Below are 22,719 nucleotides of genomic sequence, written 5' to 3' on the forward strand. Positions count from 1 at the left end.
ATCCGTCAGCGGACTCGGTCACCGGGAGAAGGTTAGTACTCCCTCCCGACCGGTTCGGAATCGTGCCGAGTGTCGGCGCGCCCGATCCGGCCCTCCGATGACCGATTCCTGGTCCGCGATCGCCGGTCAGTTACCGAGCGCGGCCACCCCCGCCTGCGCGAACTTCTCGTCCTGATCACCGCTCGGCGCCCCCGCGACCCCGATGCCCGCGATCGGCGCGCCACCCTTGGCGGCCACCGGGGCGCCGCCCGCGAGGAACAGGGTGCCCTGGATATCGGCCAGCTGCGGCGCACTGTCGAGGCGCTTGGCCAGCTGCGAGGTCGGCGCGTTCCAGGAGACCGCGGTGAACGCCTTCTGCTGCGCGGACGAGTAGGACTGCGGCCCGGCGCCGTCGCCGCGCAACGTGACGACGGTATTGCCGTCGCGATCCACCACGGCGACCGTCACGTGCTGGTTCTCCTTCACCGCGGCATCCAGTGCGGCCTGCGCGGCCTTGGTGGCGGCGGCAATGGTCAGATGGGTGCTCTGCTGCAGGTTGCCATTGGCGACATCGGCCGCCACCGGGGCCTTGCTGCCCGGATCCGGATCCTGTGCGTTGACCGACACCACGCCGATCACCCCGGCGGCCACGACCGCCGCGGCCGCGCCCCCGATGACGAGGCGCTTGCGGTTGGAGCTGGACTGCTGCGGGGTGGTCATGATGTCCTCCACGGATTCTCGGGTGAAAGCTGTTCGCTCTGTTCGTATTCCAGCTTGCTGCCCAGGCCGGCCGGGCACATCGACGCAGCGGCTGGGAATTCACGCGCGGTCCGGCTGATCCCCGTATCAACCGATCGGATGACCCCGGGAGCGGATGGGGCACGGCAGAATGAGGGTGTTTGTCCATGCCACCGAGTGGTTTACCCACGTCGCTGCCGCCGAGGAGGTGCCCGCATGCCGTCTCCGGAGCAGGTGAGCGTGCAGCCCCGTGACGACACCCGGTTGCTGGGCACCATCGTGCACAGCGCTTTCTACGTCCTGCTGGCCGCGTCGATGCTGCGGTTCGTGCTCCGCCACCCCGACAGCGCGCGCATGCCGTGGGTGATCGGACTCTCACTCGGACTGGCCGTGCTCTATGTGCTGAGCGAACTGCGTGCCTCCCGTCGCGTGCTGCTGTTCGCGCTGCTGGTGACCGTGTGGGCGGTATTGGTCGTCCTCGCACCGAGTTTCGCTTGGTGCGCGGTGCCGCTGCTCTACACCGGCCTGCGCATCCTCCCGCTGCGTGTCGCCCTCGCGCTGGTCGCCGGGCTGACCGCGCTCGTGGTCTTCGCTCAGTTGAAACTCGCGGGCTGGGCCGATCCCAACCTGCTGCTGGCCCCGCCCGCCGTCGCCGCCCTCAGCACCGCGCTGTTCGTCGGCCTGATCCGCCAGACCGAACGGCAGGCCGCACTCATCGACGACCTGCGCGCCACCCGGCGGGAACTCGCGGCCACCGAACGCCGCGAAGGCACCCTCGCCGAACGGCAGCGTCTCGCGATGGAGATCCACGACACCCTGGCCCAAGGACTTTCGAGCCAGCGCATGCTGCTGCAGGCGGCCGACCGGATCTGGGACAGCGAACCGGACCAGGCTCGCGAGCACGTGCACAGCGCGGCAGCCGTGGCGGAATACAACCTCGCCGAGGCGCGGCGCTTCGTGCACGACCTCGCGCCCACGGATCTGGCCGCGGCGGGATCGCTGGTCGCGGCGCTGGAGGCGATGGCCGAACGGGAGAGCGGCGACTCGCTCAGCGTGCGCATCCATGTGGAGGGCGCGCCGGTGGGACTGCCCGCGGGCGTGGCGGCGGCGGTCCTGCGAATCGCGCAGGGGGCGTTGGCGAATGCGCGCGAGCATGCGGCCGCGACCGCGGTCACCATCACCCTGACCGACCTCGGTGACCGGCTCGTCCTCGACATCGCGGATGACGGACGGGGTTTCGACCCCGCCGAGACCGCCACCACCGCCGACCGCGGCCACGGCCTGCCCGCCATGCGTGCCCGCCTGCGCCAGCTGGGCGGCACCCTCACCGTCGAATCGGCGCCCGGAGACGGCACCGTCGTCTCCGCCGAAGTCCCCCTGGAGCGTTCGTGACCGAAGCCGAAACGCCTGTCCGCCTGGTGATCTGCGACGACCACGTGGTCGTCCGCGCCGGCCTGCGCGCGCTGCTGGGCAGTACACCCGGCATCGACGTCGTCGGCGAAGCGGGCAGCGGCCCGGAGGTGGTCGCCCTCGCCGAGCGTCTCCAGCCGGACGTCGTGCTCATGGACCTCCAGCTCGGCGGCGACATGGACGGCATCGAGGCCACCCGCCGCATCACCGCGGGCGCTGGTGCGACCCCGCACGTGCTGGTGCTCACCACCTACGACACCGACGCCGACATCACCCGCGCCATCGCCGCCGGCGCGACGGGCTATCTGCTCAAGGCCGAACGCCCCGAGGAGCTGTTCGCGGCGATTCACGCGGCCGCGCAAGGGCGTACGGCACTGTCCCCGCCCATCGCGGACCGGGTGCTCAACCGCATGCGAAACCCGCAGCCCACGTTGACGGCCCGGGAACTGGATATTCTCGGCCAGCTGTCGCAGGGGCTGGGGAATCGGGAAATCGCCCGGGCGCTGCATGTCAGTGAGGCGACCGTGAAGACGCACCTGGGGCGAATCTACGACAAGCTGGGCGTCGACAATCGCGCCGCGGCGGTCGCCGTCGCGAACGAGCAACGGCTGCTGAAGTGAGTCACAGCCCCTTGGGCGCAGCCTGCCGCATGAAACCGAAGTGGTACCCGGCCACGCGCCGCATCGGAATCTCCTCGATGCCCTCGGTTATCCGATAACGCCGGTGATGCCGGTAGATGTGCTCGAACGGTGTGGCGGGAATAGCCGAGCCCGCGGTGGATTTGCATGGCGCGGTCGGCCGCTTCACAGCACAGCCGGTTGGACCATGGTCGGTGGGCATATTGAACGTCCACAGGAATTCGGCGATTCGGAAAACCGGGCGTGCCGACCGGAACGAGGAAGGGGGTGGAGCGCGGGCAGGACGGTCGTCTCCAGCAGATCCGCGAGCGCCGTCAGCAACTCCGGTGCCGTGTTGACCTGCCGAACAATGGATTTCATGCCGGAGGCACGCCATGCAGTACCGGCCCACAACCACGTCGTGCTGAAGGACGTGCGGGTGCCGGCCGACGCGATATTCGGCAAGGAGGGGCGCGGGCTGGCGGTCGTCCAGCACCGGGATGGTACGGGACCACGCGGCGCGATGGCCGTGAATTGCGGGCGTTTGCCCGCAGTTGTGGGTCGGCCCCGCCGGTCGGATTGCGAAGGATGCGTCACTTGCCGCGCTCGTCGTGTGTCGAGTATCGAACCCCGTCGCCGATTCGTGGAATGATCGCCCTTACTGATCATTTGCTGTAGTCGGACCGCGATCGCGACACCGGACAGGTGGTGACAGTGGAGAACCAACCCCAGGACAGCGGCGACACGGAACACCCGGAGCTCGACTACCGGTTCACCCTGGCGAACGAACGAACCTTTCTCGCGTGGATCCGCACCGCGCTCGGTCTGCTGGCCGCCGGTGTCGCGGTGCACACGCTGGTGCAGCCGTTCCATCACGCCGGGGTGCGGCGGCTGCTCTCGCTCAGCTGCATCGTGCTCGCGGTCGTGCTGGCCGCCGGCGCGTACACGCACTGGCGCGACGTCCAGGACCGGATGGTGCGCGGTGAGCCGCTGGGGAACACGATGCTCGTCCCGATTCTCGCGGGCGGCATCGCGATCGTCTCCATCTTCGCGGCGATCGCGACGGTGTGGCCGTGACCGCGCCGCCCGCCTACCCCGCCGAGCGCACCGCGCTGGCCTGGCGGCGCACCGCGATCGCCGCGATGGGGACCGGGGTGCTGTTCGTCAATCATGCGGCGACCAGCGGCTGGCATCCGGCGGCCATCGCGCCCGCTCTCTCGGCGGTCGGACTCATGTTCGTCGCGGGGCTCAGCTTCCTGCGCAACAACTCGCTGCATCACGGGCACTGGGCGCACGGCTCGCGGGTCATCGCCATCGCGACGGTCGCGGTACTGGTGGTGTGCGGGGTGGCGCTCGTCATCGGTCTCACCGATCCCGGTAAGCAGCAAGCCTTTTCGATCCCATCGACGTCGGAGATCCCGGCAGTGACAGGAGGCGGACAGTGAGTGCGGTCACCGAACCGAGCACGGTCATCATCGAGCAGAACCAGCGTGCCCTGAAAGAGCTTCCGTTCGACAACACCGCCGACCAGCAGGACGCCGACCGCGGCTTCATCGCCAAGCTGGAACCCGGAATCGTCAAGGACGACAAGGGGACTGTGGTCTGGGACGACGACTCCTACAGCTTCCTGCAGGGCTCCTGCCCCAGCTCGGTGCACCCGTCGCTGTGGCGGCAGTCGGGCCTGGTGATGAAACAGGGCCTGTACGAGGTGGTTCCCGGCATCTACCAGATTCGCGGCTTGGATCTGTCGAATATGACGATCATCGAGGGCGACACCGGTGTCATCGTCATCGACCCGTTGATCTCGGCGGAGACCGCGAAGGCGGGCATGGACCTGTATTTCGCGCATCGCGGCCGGAAGGCGGTGACGGGCATGATCTACACCCATTCGCACGTCGATCATTTCGGCGGTGCGATGGGTGTGATGACCGTTGAGGATGCCGAGTCCGGGCGGGTGCCGGTGGTGGCGCCGGCCGGATTCCTCGAACACGCTGTCGCCGAGAACGTCTACGCGGGCACCGCCATGGCCCGGCGCGCGGCCTACATGTACGGCGCGGCGCTGCCGCGCGGTCCGAAGGGCCAGGTCGGTGCGGGGCTGGGGCAGACCACCTCGACGGGCGCCGTCACGCTGATCGCTCCGACTCTCGACATCACCCACACCGGGCAGGAGCAGACGATCGACGGAGTGCGCATCGTCTTCCAGATCACCCCCGGCACCGAGGCGCCGTCGGAGATGAACTTCCACTTCCCGGACTTCCGCGCACTCTGCATGGCGGAGAACGCGACCCACACGCTGCACAACCTGCTGACGCTGCGCGGTGCGCTGGTGCGTGACCCGCACGTGTGGTCCACCTACCTCACCGAGTCGATCAACCTGTACGGCTGCGAGAGCGACGTCGTCTTCGCCTCGCACCACTGGCCCACCTGGGGCGCCGAGCGGCTGGTCGAGTACCTGGAGTCGCAGCGCGACCTGTACGCCTACCTGCACGATCAGACCCTGCGCCGGCTCAACCAGGGCTACGTGGGCAGCGAGATCGCCGAGATGATGGAAATGCCTCCGGCACTGGTCGATTCGTGGGCCGCGCACGGCTACTACGGGTCGGTCAGCCACAATGTGAAGGCCATCTATCAGCGGTACATGGGCTGGTTCGACGGCAATCCGGCCCATCTGTGGGAGCACCCGCCGGTCGAGGGGGCCAAGCGGCACGTGGAGTTCATGGGCGGTGCGGACGAGGTGCTGCGCAAGGCGCGCAAGTCCTTCGACGAGGGCGACTACCGGTGGGTCGTGCAGGCGGTCAACTACGTGATCTTCGCCGACCCGTCCAACCAGGCCGCCAAGGCGCTGCAGGCCGACGCCTTCGAACAGCTCGCCTTCGGCGCGGAGAACGGCCCGTGGCGCAATTTCTTCCTCTCGGGCGCCTACGAGCTCCGCAACGGCAAGTTCGGTACGCCGACCAAGGCCGGCTCGCCGTCCATGATGGCGGCGCTCACCGTGGACCAGGTCTTCGACGGCATGGCGCTGCGGCTCGACGGTCCCAGGGCCTGGCACGAAAAGACCGCCAGCGACTGGGTTTTCACCGACGAGAACCGCACCGTCCGGCTGCAGCTGCGCAACGGCGTGCTGTTGCACTGGGATCGCCGCGACGGTGACCAGCTGCCGGCCCCCGACGTCACCTTCACCCTCACCCGGCCCACCCTGATCGGCATGCTGCTCGCGGGCGAGGACCTGCAGGCGGCCGTACAGGCCGGACGGCTCAGGATCGACGGTGATGTCCAGGCCTTCGTCAAACTGGTGGGCCTCTTCGACCAGCCCGACCCGGACTTCGACATCGTGACTCCGTAGTCGCGGCGTCATCAGCAACGTAGCGGCAACGCATGAAGGTTCGCTGAGTTCCGGATCCCCGAGTCACCCGCGACGGGTGCGGCGGGGATCCGTGCTCGGCGCGGCGGTCGCCAACGGTGCTCGGCCGGTTCAGCGTTCGAGGGTGAGCATGGCGGTGAGCGCGCGGCCGACCGCCTCGGAGGCGGCGCGTTTGGACAGGCCGCGCCGGTCCATCAGGTGGTGGCGGTACGGCCAGCCCACGGTGGCGTCGACGAGATCGAGCAGCTGCTCGCCCTCGGCGTGGTCCAGTTCCGGTGCGAAGGCACGGGTGAGCGCGTCCCGAATCCGCTTGTCGGTCAACCGCATCCGGGTGTCCACCGCCGGGGTGCGCAGGGATTCGATGAGCCCGAGCACCCGGGGCTCGCGCTGCAGCGTGAAGATGGCCTCGCTCTGGCGTACCACCGCCTCGATGCGCTGGGCCAGTGGCAGTTCCGGATCGATCTCGGTCAGCAGCGCCTCGACCTGCTCGGACTGCTGATCCACCGCCGCGGTGATCAGCGCTGTCCGGGTCGGGAAGTGCACGAAGATACTGCGTTCCGACACTCCGGCGCGCTCGGCGATGCTGCGGGTGGTGGGGTCGAACTCGCCGTCGTGGACTGCCGACAGCAGGCCCTCGATGATCGCCCTGCGGGTCTGTTCCGGATTGCGCCGCCGCCGTGGGCCGTCGCCTTTGCCCTCGCTCATGACGAGAATCCGATCACATCTGGCCGGAGCGCCTGCACGCAGGTCCGGTGGAGGGTTCACGGGGTCATGGGTGGTGTCACACGGCCACTATATTGCAGCAACACTGCAATAGTGATGTACTGTGGCAGCGACGGCAGAACGGCGGCGAATGATCGGTTACTCCTGCTGTCCGGCATATCGACCGCATGGAGACAGGAGAGCGCTGATGACCGACGCGGACCTCACGAACAACGGCGACGACCGCAAGCCGGGTGGCTTCACGGTGTCGCGGCGGGGGGTGTTCGGGGTGGGCGCGGCCGCACTCGTGGCCGCCGGTGTCGGCGCCGCGGCCGCCGGGTGTGACAGCAACGGCGACAACGGTTCCGCCGCCGAGCGGATCAGCACGGATCCGGTCGATCCGAGCGGTCGCATCGTCGACCAGCAGCATCAGGCGCAATCCGCGTTGCCCTTCGGCGACAAGCAGGACTTCACCGACACCGACAGGGGCTTCATCGCTGAGCTCGACCCGGGCGTGGTGCGGGACGCCACTGGAAAAGTGGTGTGGGACAACGATTCCTACGGATTCATTCAGGGCACCTGCCCCAACTCCGTGCACCCCTCGCTGTGGCGGCAGTCGCAGCTGGTGGTGAAACAGGGCCTCTACGAAGTGGTTCCGGGCATCTACCAGATCCGCGGTCTCGACCTGTCGAACATGACGATCATCGAGGGCAGAACCGGCATCATCGTCATCGACCCGCTGATCTCGACCGAGACCGCCAAGGCGGGCATGGACCTGTACTTCGCGCACCGCGGCCAGAAGCCGGTGACCGGCATGATCTACACCCACTCCCACGTCGACCACTTCGGCGGCGCCCTGGGTGTCATCAGCCTGGAAGACGCTGCCTCGGGCCGGATTCCGGTGATCGCGCCGCAGGGCTTCGTGGAGCACGCGGTCGAGGAGAACGTCTTCGCCGGCACCGCCATGGCCCGCCGCTCGGCCTACATGTACGGCGCGGCGCTGCCGCGTGGTGTGAAGGGCCAGGTCGGCGCGGGCCTGGGCATGACCACCTCGCTCGGCACCGTGAGCCTCATCCCGCCGAACCGGGACGTCACCCACACCGGCCAGGAGGAGACCATCGACGGGATCAAGGTCGTCTTCCAGATCACCCCGGGCACCGAGGCGCCGTCGGAGATGAACTTCTACTTCCCCGACTTCCGTGCGATGTGCATGGCGGAGAACGCCACCCACACCCTGCACAACCTGGTCACCCTGCGCGGCGCGCTGGTTCGCGACGCGCACGTGTGGTCGCAGTACCTGACCGAGACCATCACCATGTTCTCCGACAAGTACGACGTCGCCTTCGCCTCGCACCACTGGCCCATGTGGGAAGCGGACAAGGTCACCGAATGGCTGTCGCTGCAACGGGATACCTACGCCTACCTGCACGACCAGACCCTGCGCATGCTGAACCAGGGCTACACCGGCATCGAGATCGCCGAGCTGATCCAGATGCCGCCGGCCATCGAGAGCAAGTGGTACAACCACGGCTACTACGGTTCGGTCAGTCACGATGTGAAGGCCATCTACCAGCGCTACATGGGCTGGTTCGACGGCAACCCGGCGCACCTGTGGGAGCACCCGCCGGTCGATTCCGGCAAGCGGCACGTGGACGCCATGGGCGGTGCGAGCGGGGCGTTGAAGGTGGCCCGCAAGGCCTACTCCGACGGCGATTACCGCTGGTGCGTCCAGGTTCTCAACTACCTGATCTTCGCCGACCCGGACAATGAGAAGGCGAAGATGCTGCAGGCCAGCGCTTTCGAGCAGCTCGGCTACGGCTCGGAGAACGCCACCTGGCGCAATTTCTTCCTCTCCGGCGCGTACGAGCTGCGCAACGGCACCTTCGGCACCCCGACCAAGGCCAACTCCGCCGGCATGATCAGCGCCCTGAGCGTGGACCAGGTCTTCGACTCCGCGGCGTTCCTGATCAACGGCCCCAAGGCGTGGGACCTGCATCTGGTCAACGACTGGATCATTACCGACCAGAACCGGATCTACCGCACCGAGCTCCGCAACGGCGTGCTCATCCACTACATGATCCCCGCCGACTTCAAGGGTCCGGCCCCGGACGCCACCTTCACCCTGTCCCGGCTGGAGCTGATCGCCACCATGACCGGAACCAAGGACATCGTGAAGGAGATCCAGGCCGGCGCGATCAAGGTCAGCGGCGACCCGGCCAAGCTGAAGCAGTTGAAGGACGTCATGGACAAGCCCGACCCGAACTTCAACATCGTCACCCCGTAGTACTCCGCGCGGTGGAATGCCGCGGCGTGACGGGAGTTACCGGGGGGCGTCACGCCGCGACACACATGAATAGATGTGGGGGTTACAGCGTTCCGGTTGCCTGGGCCGTCTTCCGCGACGAACTGATCAAATCCTGGCCCACCCTGGCCCAAGCTCGGCGTGCCCGAGTGATGCGGGCCCGGCCGGGTCAGTGTGCGCGCTGGGTGTCGATGCGTTCGGTCGGCCGCTCGGATTCGGCTGCCACGGCGGCACGTTCGACCGTCATCAAGCTCTCGGAGTGGTGTTCGGCGTAGTACTTGGCGGCACCGCCGTTGAGCCCGAACAGCGATTTGCTCCACAGCAGCCAGATCACCGCCGCCAGGTTGACGATCAGCGCCGCCGCCCGCAGGAAGGTGATCCTCTCGGTGAGCTCGTAGATCTCCAGCGGCAGGAAGATGCTGGTAGCGATGACCGCGAAGTACTCGCCCCAGCGCTTGACCAGCCAGAGGCCCACCGCCTCGGTGAGCTGGATCGCGGCATAGGCGAACAGCGCCACCGCCACCCAGGTGAGCACGGTGGGGGAGAAGGTGAACGCTTTGTCGATGCCCTTGATGATCTTGGAATGGTCAGGGTTGAAACCGATCTGGTCCGCCAGCTGGCGGATGAGCGGAAGATCCTTGTCCCAGTTGGCCTTCCAGTGCTCGCGCGAACCGCGCAGCTTCAGCACGCCCGCGCCGAGCAGGATCAGCACCAGTGCCCGGACGATCCGCTCGGCCGCCAGCAGCCGCATGATGATCCGGTCGCGCAGCAGATGCCCGCGCGGTACCTCGGGCGCGTCGTCGGCCGGACCGCTGCGACGCGGCTCGCCGGGCACGAAATCCCCGCAACGCAGGCAGCGCCAGGATTCACCCGCCGGGGTGGGGACGTGGAGGCGTGCCGCGAGCTCGGGCTCGGTGGGGGCGTAGGTCTCGTGCCCTCGGGCAGCGCAGGTCCACAGGCTGAAGTCCATGCGCGTGAGCGTAACCGGTGGGCGCGCGCCGAGGGGTGTCCCGGCGCGCTGCGAGGGATGTCTCGGCGTGCTGCGAGGGAAGTGTCAGCCCGCGGCGAGTGCGCGCAGCTGATCCAGATAGGTCCGGGTGCGCGGATCGCCGGGGAAGCGCTCGATCATCTCCCGCGCCGTCTCACCCGCGATCCAAATGAGCGAGGGCAGCGAGCGGCGTTTGCTTGCGAAGGCCCGCACGCCCTCGTCGAGGGCGAGCTCCAGATTGCGATCGCGGATGGCGACCACCGCCAGCGTCAGGTGCGCCTCGGCGACCCGCATGGGTTTGCGGATGCTGCCGTCGGGGCAGGTGGAGGTCAAGATCACCTGCCGGGCATAGTTTTCCGCCAGCCGGTCCTCCCCGGCTACCCGGCAGCAGTCCATGGCGTAGAAGTCGAACTTCTGCGGATCGACCACGAAGTGATTGTCCAGATCGGATGGATGCTCGAGGGTGTCCAGGATCGAACGGCCCTGGGCGAGCGCCTTTTCCACCTCGCGGCGGTCACCGAGCCGCGCCCACGCCTTGGCGCGCTGTGCGGCCAGCTGGACGCCGACGCCCAGGTGGTCGGTGGTGGCGTGCGCGGCCTCGGCGGTCTCGATGGCACCCCGGTAGTTGGCCTGCGTGAGTGCGAACCAGGCGGCCATTTCGGCTCCCCAGCCGATGATTTCGGCGTGCTCGGCCTCCTGGCCGAGGGAGAGCGCGGCCCGGCGGGTCGCCTCGGCGGCGGTGCGCCAGCCGAGATCGTAATCGACGCAACCGATCAGCAGGGCAACCCATCCGGCCAGCACCAGGACCTCCCGATGCTGCGCGAGAGTCAAGCGACCGTCCAGTAGCGAAGTGATGCGCCGCAGCCACGCCGTGCCCTCGGCATGCAACTCGTGCGGATCGGCGCACGGATACTCCGAACACAGCCGATCAGCGGTGATGCGAATGGCGTCGAGCGTAGAGGCGGACACATCGGACATACGTAGCCGCCCAATGAATTCCAGCGTGTCCATCCCCGTGGCCGAGAGCATCTCGTCGTCGCGATTGGGCCGCGCCTTGGGAAAGAAGGCGGCCGTCACCGTATCGAAAGCCGCCGCGATGATCGGAGCGTAGAAATCGTCCGGCCGCGATTCCCCGGACTCCCAGCGCCGCCAGTTGCGCAGAAGTGTGCTGTCCGTTGGCAGATTGTGGCTCGATTTGCCCCGCATGGCACGGATCGCGTCCGCTTGAGACCACCCCCGAGTATCACGTTCGGCACGCATTCGGACGGCCCAGACAGGTCGATCGTCAGCGGCGGACACGCTCTGTAGTATCTCACCAGTTAACGAAGGATGGACCCGGATAGGGCATCTCGATGTCAGTGGGTTGACATCTGCAATTGCATTCGTGATTACACCAAACTGTTCAACAGGGCACATTCATGACAGCGATCCCCAATCCAACGGAGGTTCGGGTGGAAGCGTTGATCTATGGGTACGTGCGTGACGATCTCGCCGACGGCCGCAGCGAAGAGCTGGAGAACGCCATGTGCGGGCTCGCTCGGTCCGCCGGCCTCTGCTTCGCCGCCACGTTCCATGAATCGACCCCCGGCGACGGCACCGCGTTCGCGGAGCTGACGGCCGAACTCAAGCGTGCCGATGCCCATCACGTGGTGGTGCCGTCGCTCGATCACCTTGCGGGGCAGACCATTCCGCGCGACCTGCTGATCGCGAAGCTGGCCCACGAGGCCTCCGTCAAGATCTGGGCCGTAGAGCACTAGCCGTCGAAACGAACGCCGCACCTGCGCGTGAACGCAGGTGCGGCAATGGTTTCGATGCCGGAAGCCCGGTCTCAGAGACCGAAGCCGCCCCGTCCGCGGCGGCGCAGATACTTCTCGAACTCGGCCGCGATGGCGTCACCGTCGATCTTGGCCATGGCGTCGTTGATGTCGACCTCGGCATCGCCGCGCTCCTCGAGCGAGCGCACGTACTCGGCGATCTCCTCGTCGCCGGCGGTCATCTCGTTGACCGCGCCCTCCCACTCCTCGGCCTGCTCGGGCAGACCGCCGAGCGGCACCTCGACATCGAGGACATCCTCGACCCGGTGTAGCAGGGCGATGATGGCCTTGGGGTTGGGCGGCTGGGAGACGTAGTGCGGCACCGCCGCCCAGAAGGAGATGGCCGGGACGCCCGCGCGCACGCACGCGTCCTGCAGCACTCCGGTAATACCGGTCGGTCCCTCGTAGCGGGTCTGCTCCAGGTTGAAGCGCTCCGCGGCTTCCTTGTTGTAAGCGGTCCCGGTGACCGGAACCGGCCGGGTGTGCGGGGTGTCGGCCAGCAGCGCGCCCAGGATCACCACCGTGGACACCCCGAGCTGCTCGACGAATTCGAGGATGTCGTTGCAGAAGCTGCGCCAGCGCATATTCGGTTCGACGCCCCGCAGGAGCACGACGTCCCGATCGCTGCCCGGGGGCGAGCAGACCGACAGCATGGCCGAGGGCCACTGGATCTCGCGGGTCACCCCGTCCACCTGCCGGACCGTCGGCCGGTTCACCTGATAGTCGTAGTAGTCCTCGGAGTCGAGCTCGGCCAGCGGCTGCGCGTCCCAGATCAGTTCCAGATGCTCGACCGCGCCACTGGCGGCATCGGCCGCATCGTTCCAGCCTTCGAAGGCGGCCACGAGCACCGGATCCCGCAGCGTAGGCAGGTCCGATTCGGGTGGCACCGGGGATTCACTGGCGTTCACCCGGTCAGCCTACGGTGTGCGTAGACGCAGTGTGCATGCGACGCGCAATGTAGGAGTTGGGGTGGCGCCCCACACCGACGCAGGGATTGTCCGCGTCTCCCACTACTCTTGAGTACATGTCTGTACGCAGCCGCGCCGAATTCGACACCACCCTCTTGGACACGCTCAGACGGCGTGTCGTGATCGGGGACGGTGCGATGGGCACGATGCTGCAGGCTGCGGATCTCACTCTCGACGATTTCCGCGGCCTCGAGGGATGCAACGAAATCCTCAACGACACCCGCCCCGACGTGCTGCGCCATATCCACCGGGCCTATTTCGAGGCCGGCGCCGACGCCGTCGAGACCAATACCTTCGGGTGCAACCTGCCCAACCTGGCCGATTACGACATCGCCGACCGCATTCGCGACCTGTCCGAGCGCGGCACCCGCCTCGCCCGCGAGGTGGCCGACGAGATGGGACCGTCCGCCGACGGGACTCCCCGGTACGTGCTGGGTTCCATGGGCCCGGGCACCAAGCTGCCCACCCTGGGCCACGCGCCCTACGCCGCCCTGCGCGACGCCTACAGCGAGGCCGCGCTCGGCATGCTCGACGGCGGCGCCGACGCCATCCTCATCGAGACCTGCCAGGACCTGCTGCAGGTCAAGGCCGCGGTCACCGGCAGTCACCGGGCCATGGACCAGGCCGGGCGCCGGATCCCGATCATCACGCACGTGACCATGGAGACCACCGGCACCATGCTGGTCGGCTCCGAGATCGGTGCGGCGCTGACCGCACTCGAGAAGCTCGGCATCGACATGATCGGCCTGAACTGCGCTACCGGCCCGGACGAGATGAGCGAGCATCTGCGGCATCTGTCCAAGCACGCGCAGCTGCCGGTGTCGGTCATGCCGAACGCCGGTCTGCCGATCCTCGGCGCGAACGGCGCGGAATACCCGCTCACGCCGGAGGAGCTCGCGGTCGCGCTCTCGCAGTTCGTCTCCGAGTTCGGTTTGTCGCTGGTCGGCGGCTGCTGTGGTACCACGCCCGAGCACATCCGGCAGGTGGCCGAGGCGGTGCGCGAGGTCCAGCAGGCCAAGCGGGATCCGGTGCACGAGCCGAGCGTGTCGTCGATCTACAGCTCGGTGCCGTTCGAGCAGGACGCCTCGGTCCTGATGATCGGTGAGCGCACGAATGCCAACGGCTCCAAGGCTTTCCGGGACGCCATGCTGGCCGGCGACTGGCAGAAGTGCCTGGACATCGCCAAGGACCAGACCCGCGACGGCGCCCACATGCTGGACCTGTGCGTGGACTACGTGGGCCGCGACGGCACCGCCGACATGACCGAGCTGGCCTCCCGGCTGGCGACCGCGTCCACCCTGCCGATCATGCTGGACTCCACCGAAACCCCGGTGCTGAAGGCCGGTTTGGAGCATCTGGGCGGGCGCTGCGCCATCAACTCGGTGAACTACGAGGACGGCGCGGGGCCGGATTCGCGGTTCCAGCAGACCATGGCGCTGGTCGCCGAACACGGTGCGGCCGTGGTGGCGCTGACCATCGACGAGGAGGGCCAGGCGCGCACCGCCGAGAAGAAGGTGGAGATCGCCGAGCGTCTGATCGCCGATATCACCGGCAACTGGGGGCTCGACGAGTCCGACATCATCATCGACACGCTGACCTTCACCCTGGGCACCGGCCAGGAGGAGTCCCGGCGCGATGGCGTCGAAACCATCGAGGCCATCCGCGAACTCAAGAAGCGGCACCCGAATGTGCAGACCACGCTGGGCCTTTCGAACATCTCCTTCGGCCTGAACGCGGCCGCGCGGCAGGTGCTCAACTCGGTATTCATGAACGAATGCGTCGAGGCGGGCCTGGATTCGGCCATCGTGCACGCCTCGAAGATCCTGCCCATGTCGCGGATTCCGGAGGAGCAGCGGCAGACGGCGCTGGATCTGGTCTACGACCGGCGCACCGAGGACTACGACCCGCTGCAGAAGCTGATGGCGCTGTTCGAGGGCGTGTCGGCGGCCTCGTCGAAGGCGTCTCGGGCCGAGGAACTCGCGGCGCTGCCGCTGTTCGAGCGGCTCGAGCGGCGCATCGTGGACGGCGAGAAGGCCGGCATGGATGCCGATCTGGATGCCGCCATGGCCGAGGTGCCGCCGCTGCAGATCATCAACGAGACGCTGCTGGCGGGCATGAAGACCGTTGGCGAGCTGTTCGGTTCGGGGCAGATGCAGCTGCCGTTCGTGCTGCAGTCGGCCGAGACCATGAAGACCGCGGTCGCCTACCTGGAACCGCACATGGAGGCCACCGACGATTCCGGCAAGGGCCGCATCGTACTGGCCACCGTCAAGGGCGACGTGCACGACATCGGCAAGAACCTGGTGGACATCATCCTGTCCAACAATGGCTACGAGGTCGTGAATCTCGGTATCAAGCAACCGATTTCGACGATCCTGGATGCCGCCGTGGACAAGAAGGCCGATGTCATCGGCATGTCCGGGCTGCTGGTGAAGTCCACCGTGGTCATGAAGGAGAACCTCGAGGAGCTCAACGGCCGCGGTGTCGCGGAACAGTTCCCGGTGCTGCTGGGCGGCGCGGCACTGACCCGCGCGTACGTGGAGAACGACCTCACCGCGGTCTACGACGGCGAGGTGCACTACGCGCGTGACGCCTTCGAGGGCCTGCGGCTCATGGACGAGATCATGACCCTCAAGCGCGGCGGCGCGGCCGACCCGGATTCTCCCGAGGCCATCGCCGCCCGCGCGAAGGCCACCGAGCGCAAGGCCCGGCACGAGCGGTCCAAGCGGATCGCCGAGCAGCGCAAGGCCGCCGAGGTGCCGGTCGAGGTGCCCGAGCGCTCGGATGTGGCCGCGGAGCTGCCGGTGCCGACGCCGCCGTTCTGGGGTTCGCGCATCGTGAAGGGCCTGTCGGTCAACGAGTACTCGAGCCTGCTCGACGAGCGGGCGCTGTTCCTGGGTCAGTGGGGCCTGCGCGGCCAGCGCGGCGGCGAGGGACCGTCGTACGAGGAGCTGGTGGAGACCGAAGGCCGTCCGCGCCTGCGGTACTGGCTGGACCGGCTGACCGCCGAGGGTGTGCTGCAGCATGCCGCGGTGGTGTACGGCTATTTCCCGGCCGTCTCCGAGGGTGACGATGTGATTGTTCTCACCGAGCCGAATCCCGATGCGCCGGAACGCTTCCGGTTCACATTCCCGCGTCAGCAACGCGACAGGTTCCTCTGCATCGCCGATTTCATTCGCTCACGCGAGTACGCGAAGCAGACCGGGCAGGTGGATGTGCTGCCCTTCCAGCTGGTCACCATGGGTAAGCCCATTGCCGACTTCGCCAATGTGCTGTTCGCGGGCGACAATTACCGCGACTATCTCGAGGTGCACGGCATCGGCGTGCAACTGACCGAGGCACTCGCCGAGTTTTGGCACCGCCGGATTCGGGAAGAGCTCACACTGGAAGGACATTCGGTCGCCGACGAGGATCCCGCCGATGTGTTGGATTACTTCAAACTCGGATACCGTGGCGCACGGTACTCGTTCGGCTACGGTGCCTGCCCGGATCTCGAGGATCGGGCCAAACTCGTGGAATTGCTGGACGCCCGTCGGATCGGAGTGATCTTGTCCGAGGAGTTGCAACTGCATCCGGAGCAGTCCACGGATGCGTTCGTGCTGCTGCATCCGGAAGCCAAGTACTTCAACGCTTAGTATCTTCACCAGATTTCCGGGCTTTCGCGCAGAGTTGCAGGGGTGCTCGGCGCGAAAGCCAGCAGGAGGGGCACAACCACATGAGCGCAGACCGGCTGATTGCGGGGCGGTACCGGCTAACGGATCCGATCGGCACCGGTGCTATGGGGGTCGTCTGGCGCGCGACCGATGTTCGGCTGCGGCGCACGGTCGCGGTCAAGCAATTGCTGCTGACACCGGGGCTGACCCGGTCGCAGGCCGTCGAGGCCAGGATGCGGGCGATGCGTGAGGGGCGCATCGCGGCGCGACTGCATCATCCCAACGCCGTCACCGTGTTCGACGTGGCGGAGGAGGACGGCCAGCCCTGGCTCGTCATGGAATACGTGGACGCCGTCAGCCTGGCGGCGCTCATGCGGGAGAAGGGGCGACTCGAGCCGGTCGAGGTGGCGCGGATCGGGGCCAAGGTGGCCGACGCGCTGGCCGCGGCACACAAGGCCGGGATCGTGCACCGGGATGTCAAGCCCGCCAATATCCTGGTGGCCGACGACGGGACGGTGAAGATCACCGACTTCGGCATCTCGCGGGCCACCGGGGACGTGACCGTCACCTCCACGGGGTTCCTGGCGGGCACGCCCGCCTACCTGTCGCCGGAGGTGGCGCGGGGCGAGAACCCGGAGCCGACCTCCGACGTGTTCGCCCTGGGCTCAACGCTTTACGCGGCGGTCGAGGGGAAGCCGCCCTTCGGTGAGGGCGACAACCCCCTGGCGGTGCTGCACTCGGTGGCGCGCGCCCAGGTGCCCCCGCCGACCCATGCCGCGGCGCTCGCGCCGGTACTGATGGACCTGCTCGCGGCCGAGGGCGCGGACCGGCCGACCATGGTGCAGGCGGCGGAACGGCTGCAGGCGGTGGCGGAGGGGCGGGCCCCGGCCGTGCCGATCCAGCAGACCAAGGTGTTGCCCGCGATGAGTGCCGCTGCCGCCGTGGACGGTTCGGCCGCCACGACGGTGATGTCGACCTCGCGCAGCGGCGCGCCCAGCAATGCCACCGACGCCACCGTGCACGTCGACATGGCCCGGGACGTGTCGCCGCTGCGCGGGACGGTGCCGGGCACGCCGCCGCCGGGCGCGACCGGGGGAGCGAAAACCGGTGGCGCGGATCGGAATCCGCGGCGGCTGGTGCTGGTGGCGGCCGGTGTGGTGGCCGCGCTCGTGGTGGCCGTCGTGATCGCCATGTCGGTCAGCCACAACAGCGGTGGCGGCAGCCAGCCGCTGGCGAACAACGGCGGCTCGGTCGGCGCGGGAGCCTCGCCGATTCCAGCGACATCCCCGGACAATATGGGCCAGGCCGACGGCGGCACCCAGCAGCCCACGCGCACCGGCGAGGCGGGTGCGGCCACCCACGCCCCGACCACCACGCCCGCGCCGACTTCGTCGCCCACCTCCTCGGCCCGGCCGAGCACGACCACCGTGCCGCCGTCCTCGACCACACCGTTCGGCCCGCCGCCGGCGACCTCGGTGGCCTCGTTCATCCAGGGCTACTACAGCATGCTCCCCGGCAATGTGAGCGGTGCGTGGTCGATGCTGTCGCCCGGCTACCAGTCCTCCACGGGCGGCTACAACGCGTACGCGCAGTTCTGGGGCGGCATCTCGTCGGTGAGCGTGGGCGCGATCACGCCCAACGGCGACAACCGGGCGGTGGTGGCGCTGACCTACGTGCTCAAGAACGGGCAGGTGTCCACCGAGAATCGGTGGATCCAGGTCGACTCCTCGACCGGGCACCTGATGATCGCGGCCTCGGGTCTGTGATCGGTCCCCGATAGGCTGAACCGGCTCCGCCCCGCGGCGGAGCCGGTTTTTGGTTCAGGTGGTGCGGAAGGAGTTCGAGTCGGTGGCGCGGTTGGACGCGGTGTTGTGGGACATGGACGGAACGCTGCTGGACTCGGAAAAGCTCTGGGACATGGCATTGCGCGAACTGGCCGGCGAGTACGGGCGAGAGCTGACCGACACGGTGCGGCACGCGCTGATCGGCGCGTCCGGTCCGAACGCCTTCCGGATTCTGTTCGAGGGCTTGGGTATCGAGCACACCTCCGAGGCCGTCGCCACGGCCTCGGACTGGATGGAGCGACGGGTCACCGAACTGTTCCACGGCCCGGTGCCCTGGCGTCCCGGCGCGCGTGAAGCGCTGGAAATGGTGCGGGCCGCAGGCATCCCGATGGCCCTGGTCACCAACACCAAGCGGTCGCTGACGGAGTACGGCCTGAACACCATCGGCCGCGAGTTCTTCGGCGCCACCGTCTGCGCCGACGAGGTGCCCCACGGCAAGCCCGCGCCGGACGTCTACCTCCGCGCCGCCGAACTCCTGGGCGTCGCACCGGAAAACGCGGTCGCCATCGAGGATTCGCCCACCGGCTCGATCGCCGCCCAGGCGGCCGGCTGCGCACTCCTGGTGGTGCCGTGCGAGGTCGCGGTCCCGGACGCCCCGGGCCGAACCTTCCGGGAGAGCCTGGTCGGGCTGACCGTGACCGACCTCGGCGATCTCGTCCCCGCCGGAATCGGCTGACTCCGAACACCATGACCCCGCCGGGGTTCCCATTCGTCCAAGGCCGCGGGTCGTTCGTCGCCTAGCCTGCGGGTATGGAGAGCATGCTGGCGTTGCTGCGGGGTGTGTGCACCGGGCTGCCCGAGGTGACCGAGCGGGTCAGTCACGGGGAGCCGTGCTGGTTCGCGGGCGGGAAGAAGATGTTCGTGATGTTCGCGGATCATCATCATGACGAGCGGGTCGGATTCTGGTGTGCGGCACCGGCGGGGGTGCAGGAGGAGTTGGTGGCCGCCGAGCCGGAGCGGTTCTTCGGGCCCCCGTATGTGGGGCATCGGGGGTGGCTCGGCGTGTATCTGGATACGCCCGTGGAGTGGGACGAGATCGGGGAGATCGTCGAGGACGCGTATCGGATGGTGGCGGCGAAACGGCTTGTGGCGGAGCTGGATCGGCGGATGGCTTCCGAATGACGTGAATCGGCCCGGCGGTATCGCCGGGCCGATTCACATTTGCCGGGGTCAGCGCAGGGGACCGAAGAAGGTCTGGAGGTCGCGGGCCAGGTCGGCGGGGGCCTCCATGGCCGGGAAGTGCAGGCCGCGTTCGAATTCGGTCCAATGGGCGTCGGCGGGGGCGGGGACGACGCGGCGGACGGTCTCGTCCGCGCCGAAGATGGCGAAGCCCTGCGGGACCGACGGGGGAGCGCCCCATTCGGTGGAGTGGGACTGCTCGTAGAGGGTGTGGGCGGCCGACGCGCCGGAGCCGGTGAACCAGTAGAGGCTGACGGTGGTGAGGAGTTGGTCGCGGTCGATGGGGAGGTCGGTCCACGCCTCGAATTTCTCGGCGATCCAGGCCAATTGGAGCAGAGGGGAGTCGACCAGGCCGTAGCCGATGGTCTGGGGGCGGGAATTCTGGATGGCCAGGTAGCCGGAACCCTCGCGGCGGAAGGAGTCCATCCGGTCCAGGATGACCTTGTCGATCGGGTCGTTGGGGTCCAGGCCGTCGGCCAGACCGGGCAGGAAGGTGGCGACATTGGCGGCGGTGAGCGGGTCGGTGACCACGTGGACGCCGGTGACGTGCTCGGGGTCCAGGGCGGCGACCAGGCCCGAGACGCCGCTGCCGACATCGCCGCCGTGCACGCCGTAGCGGTCGTAACCCAGGCGGGCCATGAGCTCGATCCACGCGCGGGCGGCGCGGGCCATGGTCCAGCCGACGGCGCTCAGCGGGGTGGACAGGGTGTAGCCGGGCAGGGACGGGGCGATCACATGGAAGGCCGGGCCCTCGGCCGGGTCGGTGAGCAGGCCGATGAGGCCCATGAACTCGGCGATCGAGCTGGGGAATCCGTGGGTGATCAGCAGCGGCCGGGCATCGGGGCGCTCGGAACGGACATGCAGGAAGTGGATGCGCTGGCCGTCGATCTCGGTGGTGAACTGGGGGAAGGCATTGAGCTCGGCTTCCTGTGCGCGCCAATCGAATTCGGTGCGCCAATAGTCGGCCAGCTCGTGCAGGGCGGTTTCGGGGATACCGCGCTCCCAGCCGGTGCCGGGCAGCTGGGCGGCCCAGCGGGCGCGGTCCAGGCGGTCGTGCAGATAGTCCAGGTCGGACTGGGGAACGTCGAGGGTGAAGGGGCGAATCTCGGTGCTCATCAGGCTGTTCCGTTCACTCGGGAGAACCTCGCCGGAGGCTCTGCATCTTCCGCTCGACACCACGGTATGAACTATTGCGGAACAGTTCGTTCCGCAATTCACGGATACCATCGAGAAATGTTGGAAACCTCCGCCCGCCTGCTGCGGCTGCTGTCGCTGCTGCAATCCCGGCGCGACTGGACCGGGGCCGAACTCGCCGCCCAGCTCGAGGTCACCCCGCGCACGATCCGCAAGGACATGGATCGGCTGCGCGAACTCGGCTATCCGATGGAGGCGCGGCCCGGCGTGGACGGGGGATACCGGCTCGGGGCCGGTGGCGCGCTGCCGCCGCTGCTGCTCGACGATGACGAGGCCGTCGCGGTGGCCGTCGGATTACGCACCGCCGCAAGCGGTTCGGTCCTCGGCATCGAGGAGACGTCCCTGCGCGCGCTCACCAAGCTGCAACAGATCCTGCCGTCACGGCTGCGGCATCGGGTCAGTGCCTTCCAGAACGCGCTGCCGGTTCCGATGCGCGGGCCCCGGGTCCGCGCCGACATGCTGACCGCCATCGCCGCCGCGTGCCGCGACCACGAACGCCTGCGGTTCGACTATCGGACCCACTCGGGCGCATCCTCCCGGCGTGCGGTCGAGCCGTACCGTCTCGTCAACCACCGCCAGCGCTGGTACCTGCTGGCGTGGGACCTCGACCGCGGCGACTGGCGCACCTTCCGCGTCGACCGCATGGACCCGCGCCCACCGGCCGGACCGCGCTTCACCCCGCGCCCCCTGCCGCCCGACCCCGAGATCGCGTCCTACGTCGAACGCGGAATCGGCTCGGCGACATGGCATTTCCGTGCCCGCGTGATCGTGCACGCCCCCGCCGCTCACGTCCGCGCCCGCATCCCGATCCCCATCGACATCGAGGAACTCGGCGACAACCGCTGCGCCTTCGAACCCGGCTCCGACCACCCGGAAATGCTCGCCCTCTACCTGGGTCTGCTGGACGCCGACTTCGACATCGTCGATTCCCCCGATCTGGTCGCCGCCCTGCGCACCCTGATCGACCGCTACCAGCGCGCCGTCACCACCGCCGGCCGAGCGACCGCCCGCGACCGTGCTGACCGCCCGCGATAGTGCTCACCGCCCGCGGTAGTGCTCGTCCAGCACGGGCACCGGATCCAGTTCCGACACCTGATGCCCCGCACTGCAGTGATCGGTGAGATCCTTCCCGTCCCGCGCCTGCACCACCCGCAGCTCATCCACGCAATCAACCAGTGACTCGGCAACTTTCGCCGCATGCCGATACCCCGGCGCATCCCGATCGGCGACCACCCACACCCGATGCGCACCGCGCAGCCATTCGGCATGCTCCCGATGCCACCCGTTCGCCCCGCCCGCATTACAGGTGGCGGTCAACCCGGCACGTGTGGCAGTGAGAACATCCGCCTCACCCTCGCAGACGACGATGTCACGGCCGTCCTCCACGGCGTCGATCACCTCCGGCAGATGGAACGGAAGCCGCTCGAATCCGCCGTACTCCCAACCGGTTTCGGTCCGGCGCTGCTGATAGAAGCTCTTCACATACCCTTGCCGATGCAGCGTCCGAACCCGGAACACACAGCCCGCCGGACTGCCATCCGGCCACCGGTAGATATACGCCGCCACCCGCCGCGACCGTCCGATCGGCGGACCGAAGTCACGCTTGTGCATCGAAAGCGCCAGCCCCGCAGCCAAAATGGCCCGATCCGCCAGGCCCGTCTCCACCGTCCCCCGCGTCAGTGGCCCCCGTCGGTCCGCCGGCGCATCGAACAGGTCCCGCACCCGCAGCCCGAGCCGCTCCAGCACCTCCTCATCCGAACACCCGGCGAAACACCGGACGACCGTCCGCTGCCGCTGCAGGTTGTACACGACCCCCAGCGAAGGCCGATGCCGCCGCCCATCCGCCTCGTGAACCGGACACAGATAGGTAGTCCACTCGGTGCCGCGTCTCCCCGGCCCGGACACCCGATTCAGCGCCCGGGTGATGGTCTCCCACGATCCCTGACTGCCCATCACGCCGGTCCTCTCAC

General features: G+C 68.2%; 19 protein-coding genes and 1 pseudogene. 12 read left to right on the forward strand and 8 right to left on the reverse strand.

The annotated features are described in order from the left end of the window. Positions 1–126: 126 nt before the first annotated feature. The gene (locus AB0L60_RS25300) at positions 127–699 is read right to left on the reverse strand and encodes a heme-binding protein (RefSeq protein WP_364618107.1); all 573 of its coding nucleotides are present in this window, start codon (positions 697–699) and stop codon (positions 127–129) included. Between the two features lie 234 nt (positions 700–933). Between AB0L60_RS25300 and AB0L60_RS25305 the strand changes: the two genes are divergently transcribed. Continuing rightward, complete coding sequence (locus AB0L60_RS25305) at positions 934–2,109, forward strand: sensor histidine kinase (protein ID WP_364618109.1); 1,176 nt, start codon at positions 934–936, stop codon at positions 2,107–2,109. After that, positions 2,106–2,747 (forward strand): response regulator transcription factor, encoded by a 642-nt coding sequence (locus AB0L60_RS25310; protein ID WP_364618111.1) that lies wholly within the window; start codon positions 2,106–2,108, stop codon positions 2,745–2,747. The genes AB0L60_RS25305 and AB0L60_RS25310 overlap by 4 nt, the downstream gene beginning before the upstream one ends. Before the next feature lies 1 nt (position 2,748). Here the strand turns inward: AB0L60_RS25310 and AB0L60_RS25315 are convergent. After that, a pseudogene (locus AB0L60_RS25315) lies at positions 2,749–2,950 on the reverse strand (acyl-CoA dehydrogenase family protein); the annotation flags it as partial. Positions 2,951–3,458: 508 nt separating this feature from the next. Between AB0L60_RS25315 and AB0L60_RS25320 the strand changes: the two are divergent. Genes AB0L60_RS25320 through AB0L60_RS25330 form a run of 3 tightly spaced genes read left to right on the forward strand, consistent with a single transcriptional unit; the run spans position 3,459 to position 6,087 of the window. Continuing rightward, the gene (locus tag AB0L60_RS25320; RefSeq protein ID WP_354832051.1) at positions 3,459–3,821 is read left to right on the forward strand and encodes a DUF202 domain-containing protein; all 363 of its coding nucleotides are present in this window, start codon (positions 3,459–3,461) and stop codon (positions 3,819–3,821) included. After that, positions 3,818–4,189 carry a DUF202 domain-containing protein gene (locus AB0L60_RS25325; protein ID WP_364618113.1) on the forward strand — a complete coding sequence of 124 codons (372 nt, stop codon included), beginning with the start codon at positions 3,818–3,820 and terminating at the stop codon, positions 4,187–4,189. Before AB0L60_RS25320 ends, AB0L60_RS25325 begins: the two co-directional genes overlap by 4 nt. Continuing rightward, entirely contained in the window at positions 4,186–6,087 is a 1,902-nt protein-coding gene (locus tag AB0L60_RS25330; protein ID WP_364618115.1) for an alkyl sulfatase dimerization domain-containing protein, read from the forward strand. The genes AB0L60_RS25325 and AB0L60_RS25330 overlap by 4 nt, the downstream gene beginning before the upstream one ends. A 129-nt stretch (positions 6,088–6,216) precedes the next feature. Here AB0L60_RS25330 and AB0L60_RS25335 read toward each other — a convergent pair whose 3' ends face one another. Then, on the reverse strand, positions 6,217–6,810 hold the full coding sequence (locus AB0L60_RS25335) for a TetR/AcrR family transcriptional regulator (RefSeq protein WP_364618117.1): 594 nt from the start codon (positions 6,808–6,810) through the stop codon (positions 6,217–6,219). 205 nt (positions 6,811–7,015) lie between these two features. On the opposite strand from AB0L60_RS25335, the gene AB0L60_RS25340 reads away from it, so the two are divergent. Beyond that, positions 7,016–9,091, forward strand: a complete 2,076-nt coding sequence (locus AB0L60_RS25340; protein ID WP_364618119.1) for an alkyl sulfatase dimerization domain-containing protein — start codon at positions 7,016–7,018, stop codon at positions 9,089–9,091. A gap of 187 nt (positions 9,092–9,278) precedes the next feature. Here the strand turns inward: AB0L60_RS25340 and AB0L60_RS25345 are convergent, their stop codons facing one another. Together AB0L60_RS25345 and AB0L60_RS25350 are read right to left on the reverse strand one after the other, a co-directional pair. Next, entirely contained in the window at positions 9,279–10,079 is an 801-nt protein-coding gene (locus tag AB0L60_RS25345; protein WP_364618121.1) for a DUF2127 domain-containing protein, read from the reverse strand. Positions 10,080–10,163: 84 nt separating this feature from the next. Further along, on the reverse strand, positions 10,164–11,303 hold the full coding sequence (locus AB0L60_RS25350; RefSeq protein WP_364618123.1) for an XRE family transcriptional regulator: 1,140 nt from the start codon (positions 11,301–11,303) through the stop codon (positions 10,164–10,166). A gap of 245 nt (positions 11,304–11,548) precedes the next feature. Here AB0L60_RS25350 and AB0L60_RS25355 point away from each other — a divergent pair, with 245 nt between their 5' ends. Then, positions 11,549–11,854 (forward strand): hypothetical protein, encoded by a 306-nt coding sequence (locus AB0L60_RS25355; protein WP_040857523.1) that lies wholly within the window; start codon positions 11,549–11,551, stop codon positions 11,852–11,854. Between the two features lie 71 nt (positions 11,855–11,925). On the opposite strand, the gene AB0L60_RS25360 is transcribed toward AB0L60_RS25355, so the two are convergent. Next, positions 11,926–12,819 (reverse strand): PAC2 family protein, encoded by an 894-nt coding sequence (locus tag AB0L60_RS25360; protein ID WP_040857388.1) that lies wholly within the window; start codon positions 12,817–12,819, stop codon positions 11,926–11,928. Between the two features lie 116 nt (positions 12,820–12,935). Here AB0L60_RS25360 and metH point away from each other — a divergent pair, with 116 nt between their 5' ends. The 4 genes from metH (at position 12,936) to AB0L60_RS25380 (ending at position 19,498) form a co-directional block, all read left to right on the forward strand. Continuing rightward, positions 12,936–16,514: a methionine synthase gene (gene metH / locus AB0L60_RS25365; RefSeq protein WP_364618126.1), complete on the forward strand. Its 3,579-nt coding sequence runs from the start codon at positions 12,936–12,938 to the stop codon at positions 16,512–16,514. An 80-nt stretch (positions 16,515–16,594) separates the two neighbouring features. Next, positions 16,595–18,298 (forward strand): serine/threonine-protein kinase, encoded by a 1,704-nt coding sequence (locus AB0L60_RS25370; RefSeq protein ID WP_364618128.1) that lies wholly within the window; start codon positions 16,595–16,597, stop codon positions 18,296–18,298. 61 nt (positions 18,299–18,359) lie between these two features. Beyond that, positions 18,360–19,052: an HAD family phosphatase gene (locus AB0L60_RS25375; protein ID WP_364618130.1), complete on the forward strand. Its 693-nt coding sequence runs from the start codon at positions 18,360–18,362 to the stop codon at positions 19,050–19,052. A gap of 74 nt (positions 19,053–19,126) precedes the next feature. Beyond that, the gene (locus AB0L60_RS25380; RefSeq protein ID WP_364618132.1) at positions 19,127–19,498 is read left to right on the forward strand and encodes an MmcQ/YjbR family DNA-binding protein; all 372 of its coding nucleotides are present in this window, start codon (positions 19,127–19,129) and stop codon (positions 19,496–19,498) included. 48 nt (positions 19,499–19,546) lie between these two features. Here the strand turns inward: AB0L60_RS25380 and AB0L60_RS25385 are convergent, their stop codons facing one another. Further along, the gene (locus AB0L60_RS25385) at positions 19,547–20,671 is read right to left on the reverse strand and encodes an epoxide hydrolase family protein (protein ID WP_364618134.1); all 1,125 of its coding nucleotides are present in this window, start codon (positions 20,669–20,671) and stop codon (positions 19,547–19,549) included. 117 nt (positions 20,672–20,788) lie between these two features. Between AB0L60_RS25385 and AB0L60_RS25390 the strand changes: the two genes are divergently transcribed. Beyond that, positions 20,789–21,784, forward strand: a complete 996-nt coding sequence (locus AB0L60_RS25390) for a YafY family protein (RefSeq protein WP_364618136.1) — start codon at positions 20,789–20,791, stop codon at positions 21,782–21,784. 3 nt (positions 21,785–21,787) lie between these two features. On the opposite strand, the gene AB0L60_RS25395 is transcribed toward AB0L60_RS25390, so the two are convergent. After that, positions 21,788–22,702: a toprim domain-containing protein gene (locus tag AB0L60_RS25395; protein WP_364618138.1), complete on the reverse strand. Its 915-nt coding sequence runs from the start codon at positions 22,700–22,702 to the stop codon at positions 21,788–21,790. Positions 22,703–22,719: the final 17 nt, after the last annotated feature.

The sequence above is a fragment of the Nocardia sp. NPDC051981 genome, from assembly GCF_040680715.1.
Taxonomy (GTDB): Bacteria; Actinomycetota; Actinomycetes; order Mycobacteriales; family Mycobacteriaceae; genus Nocardia.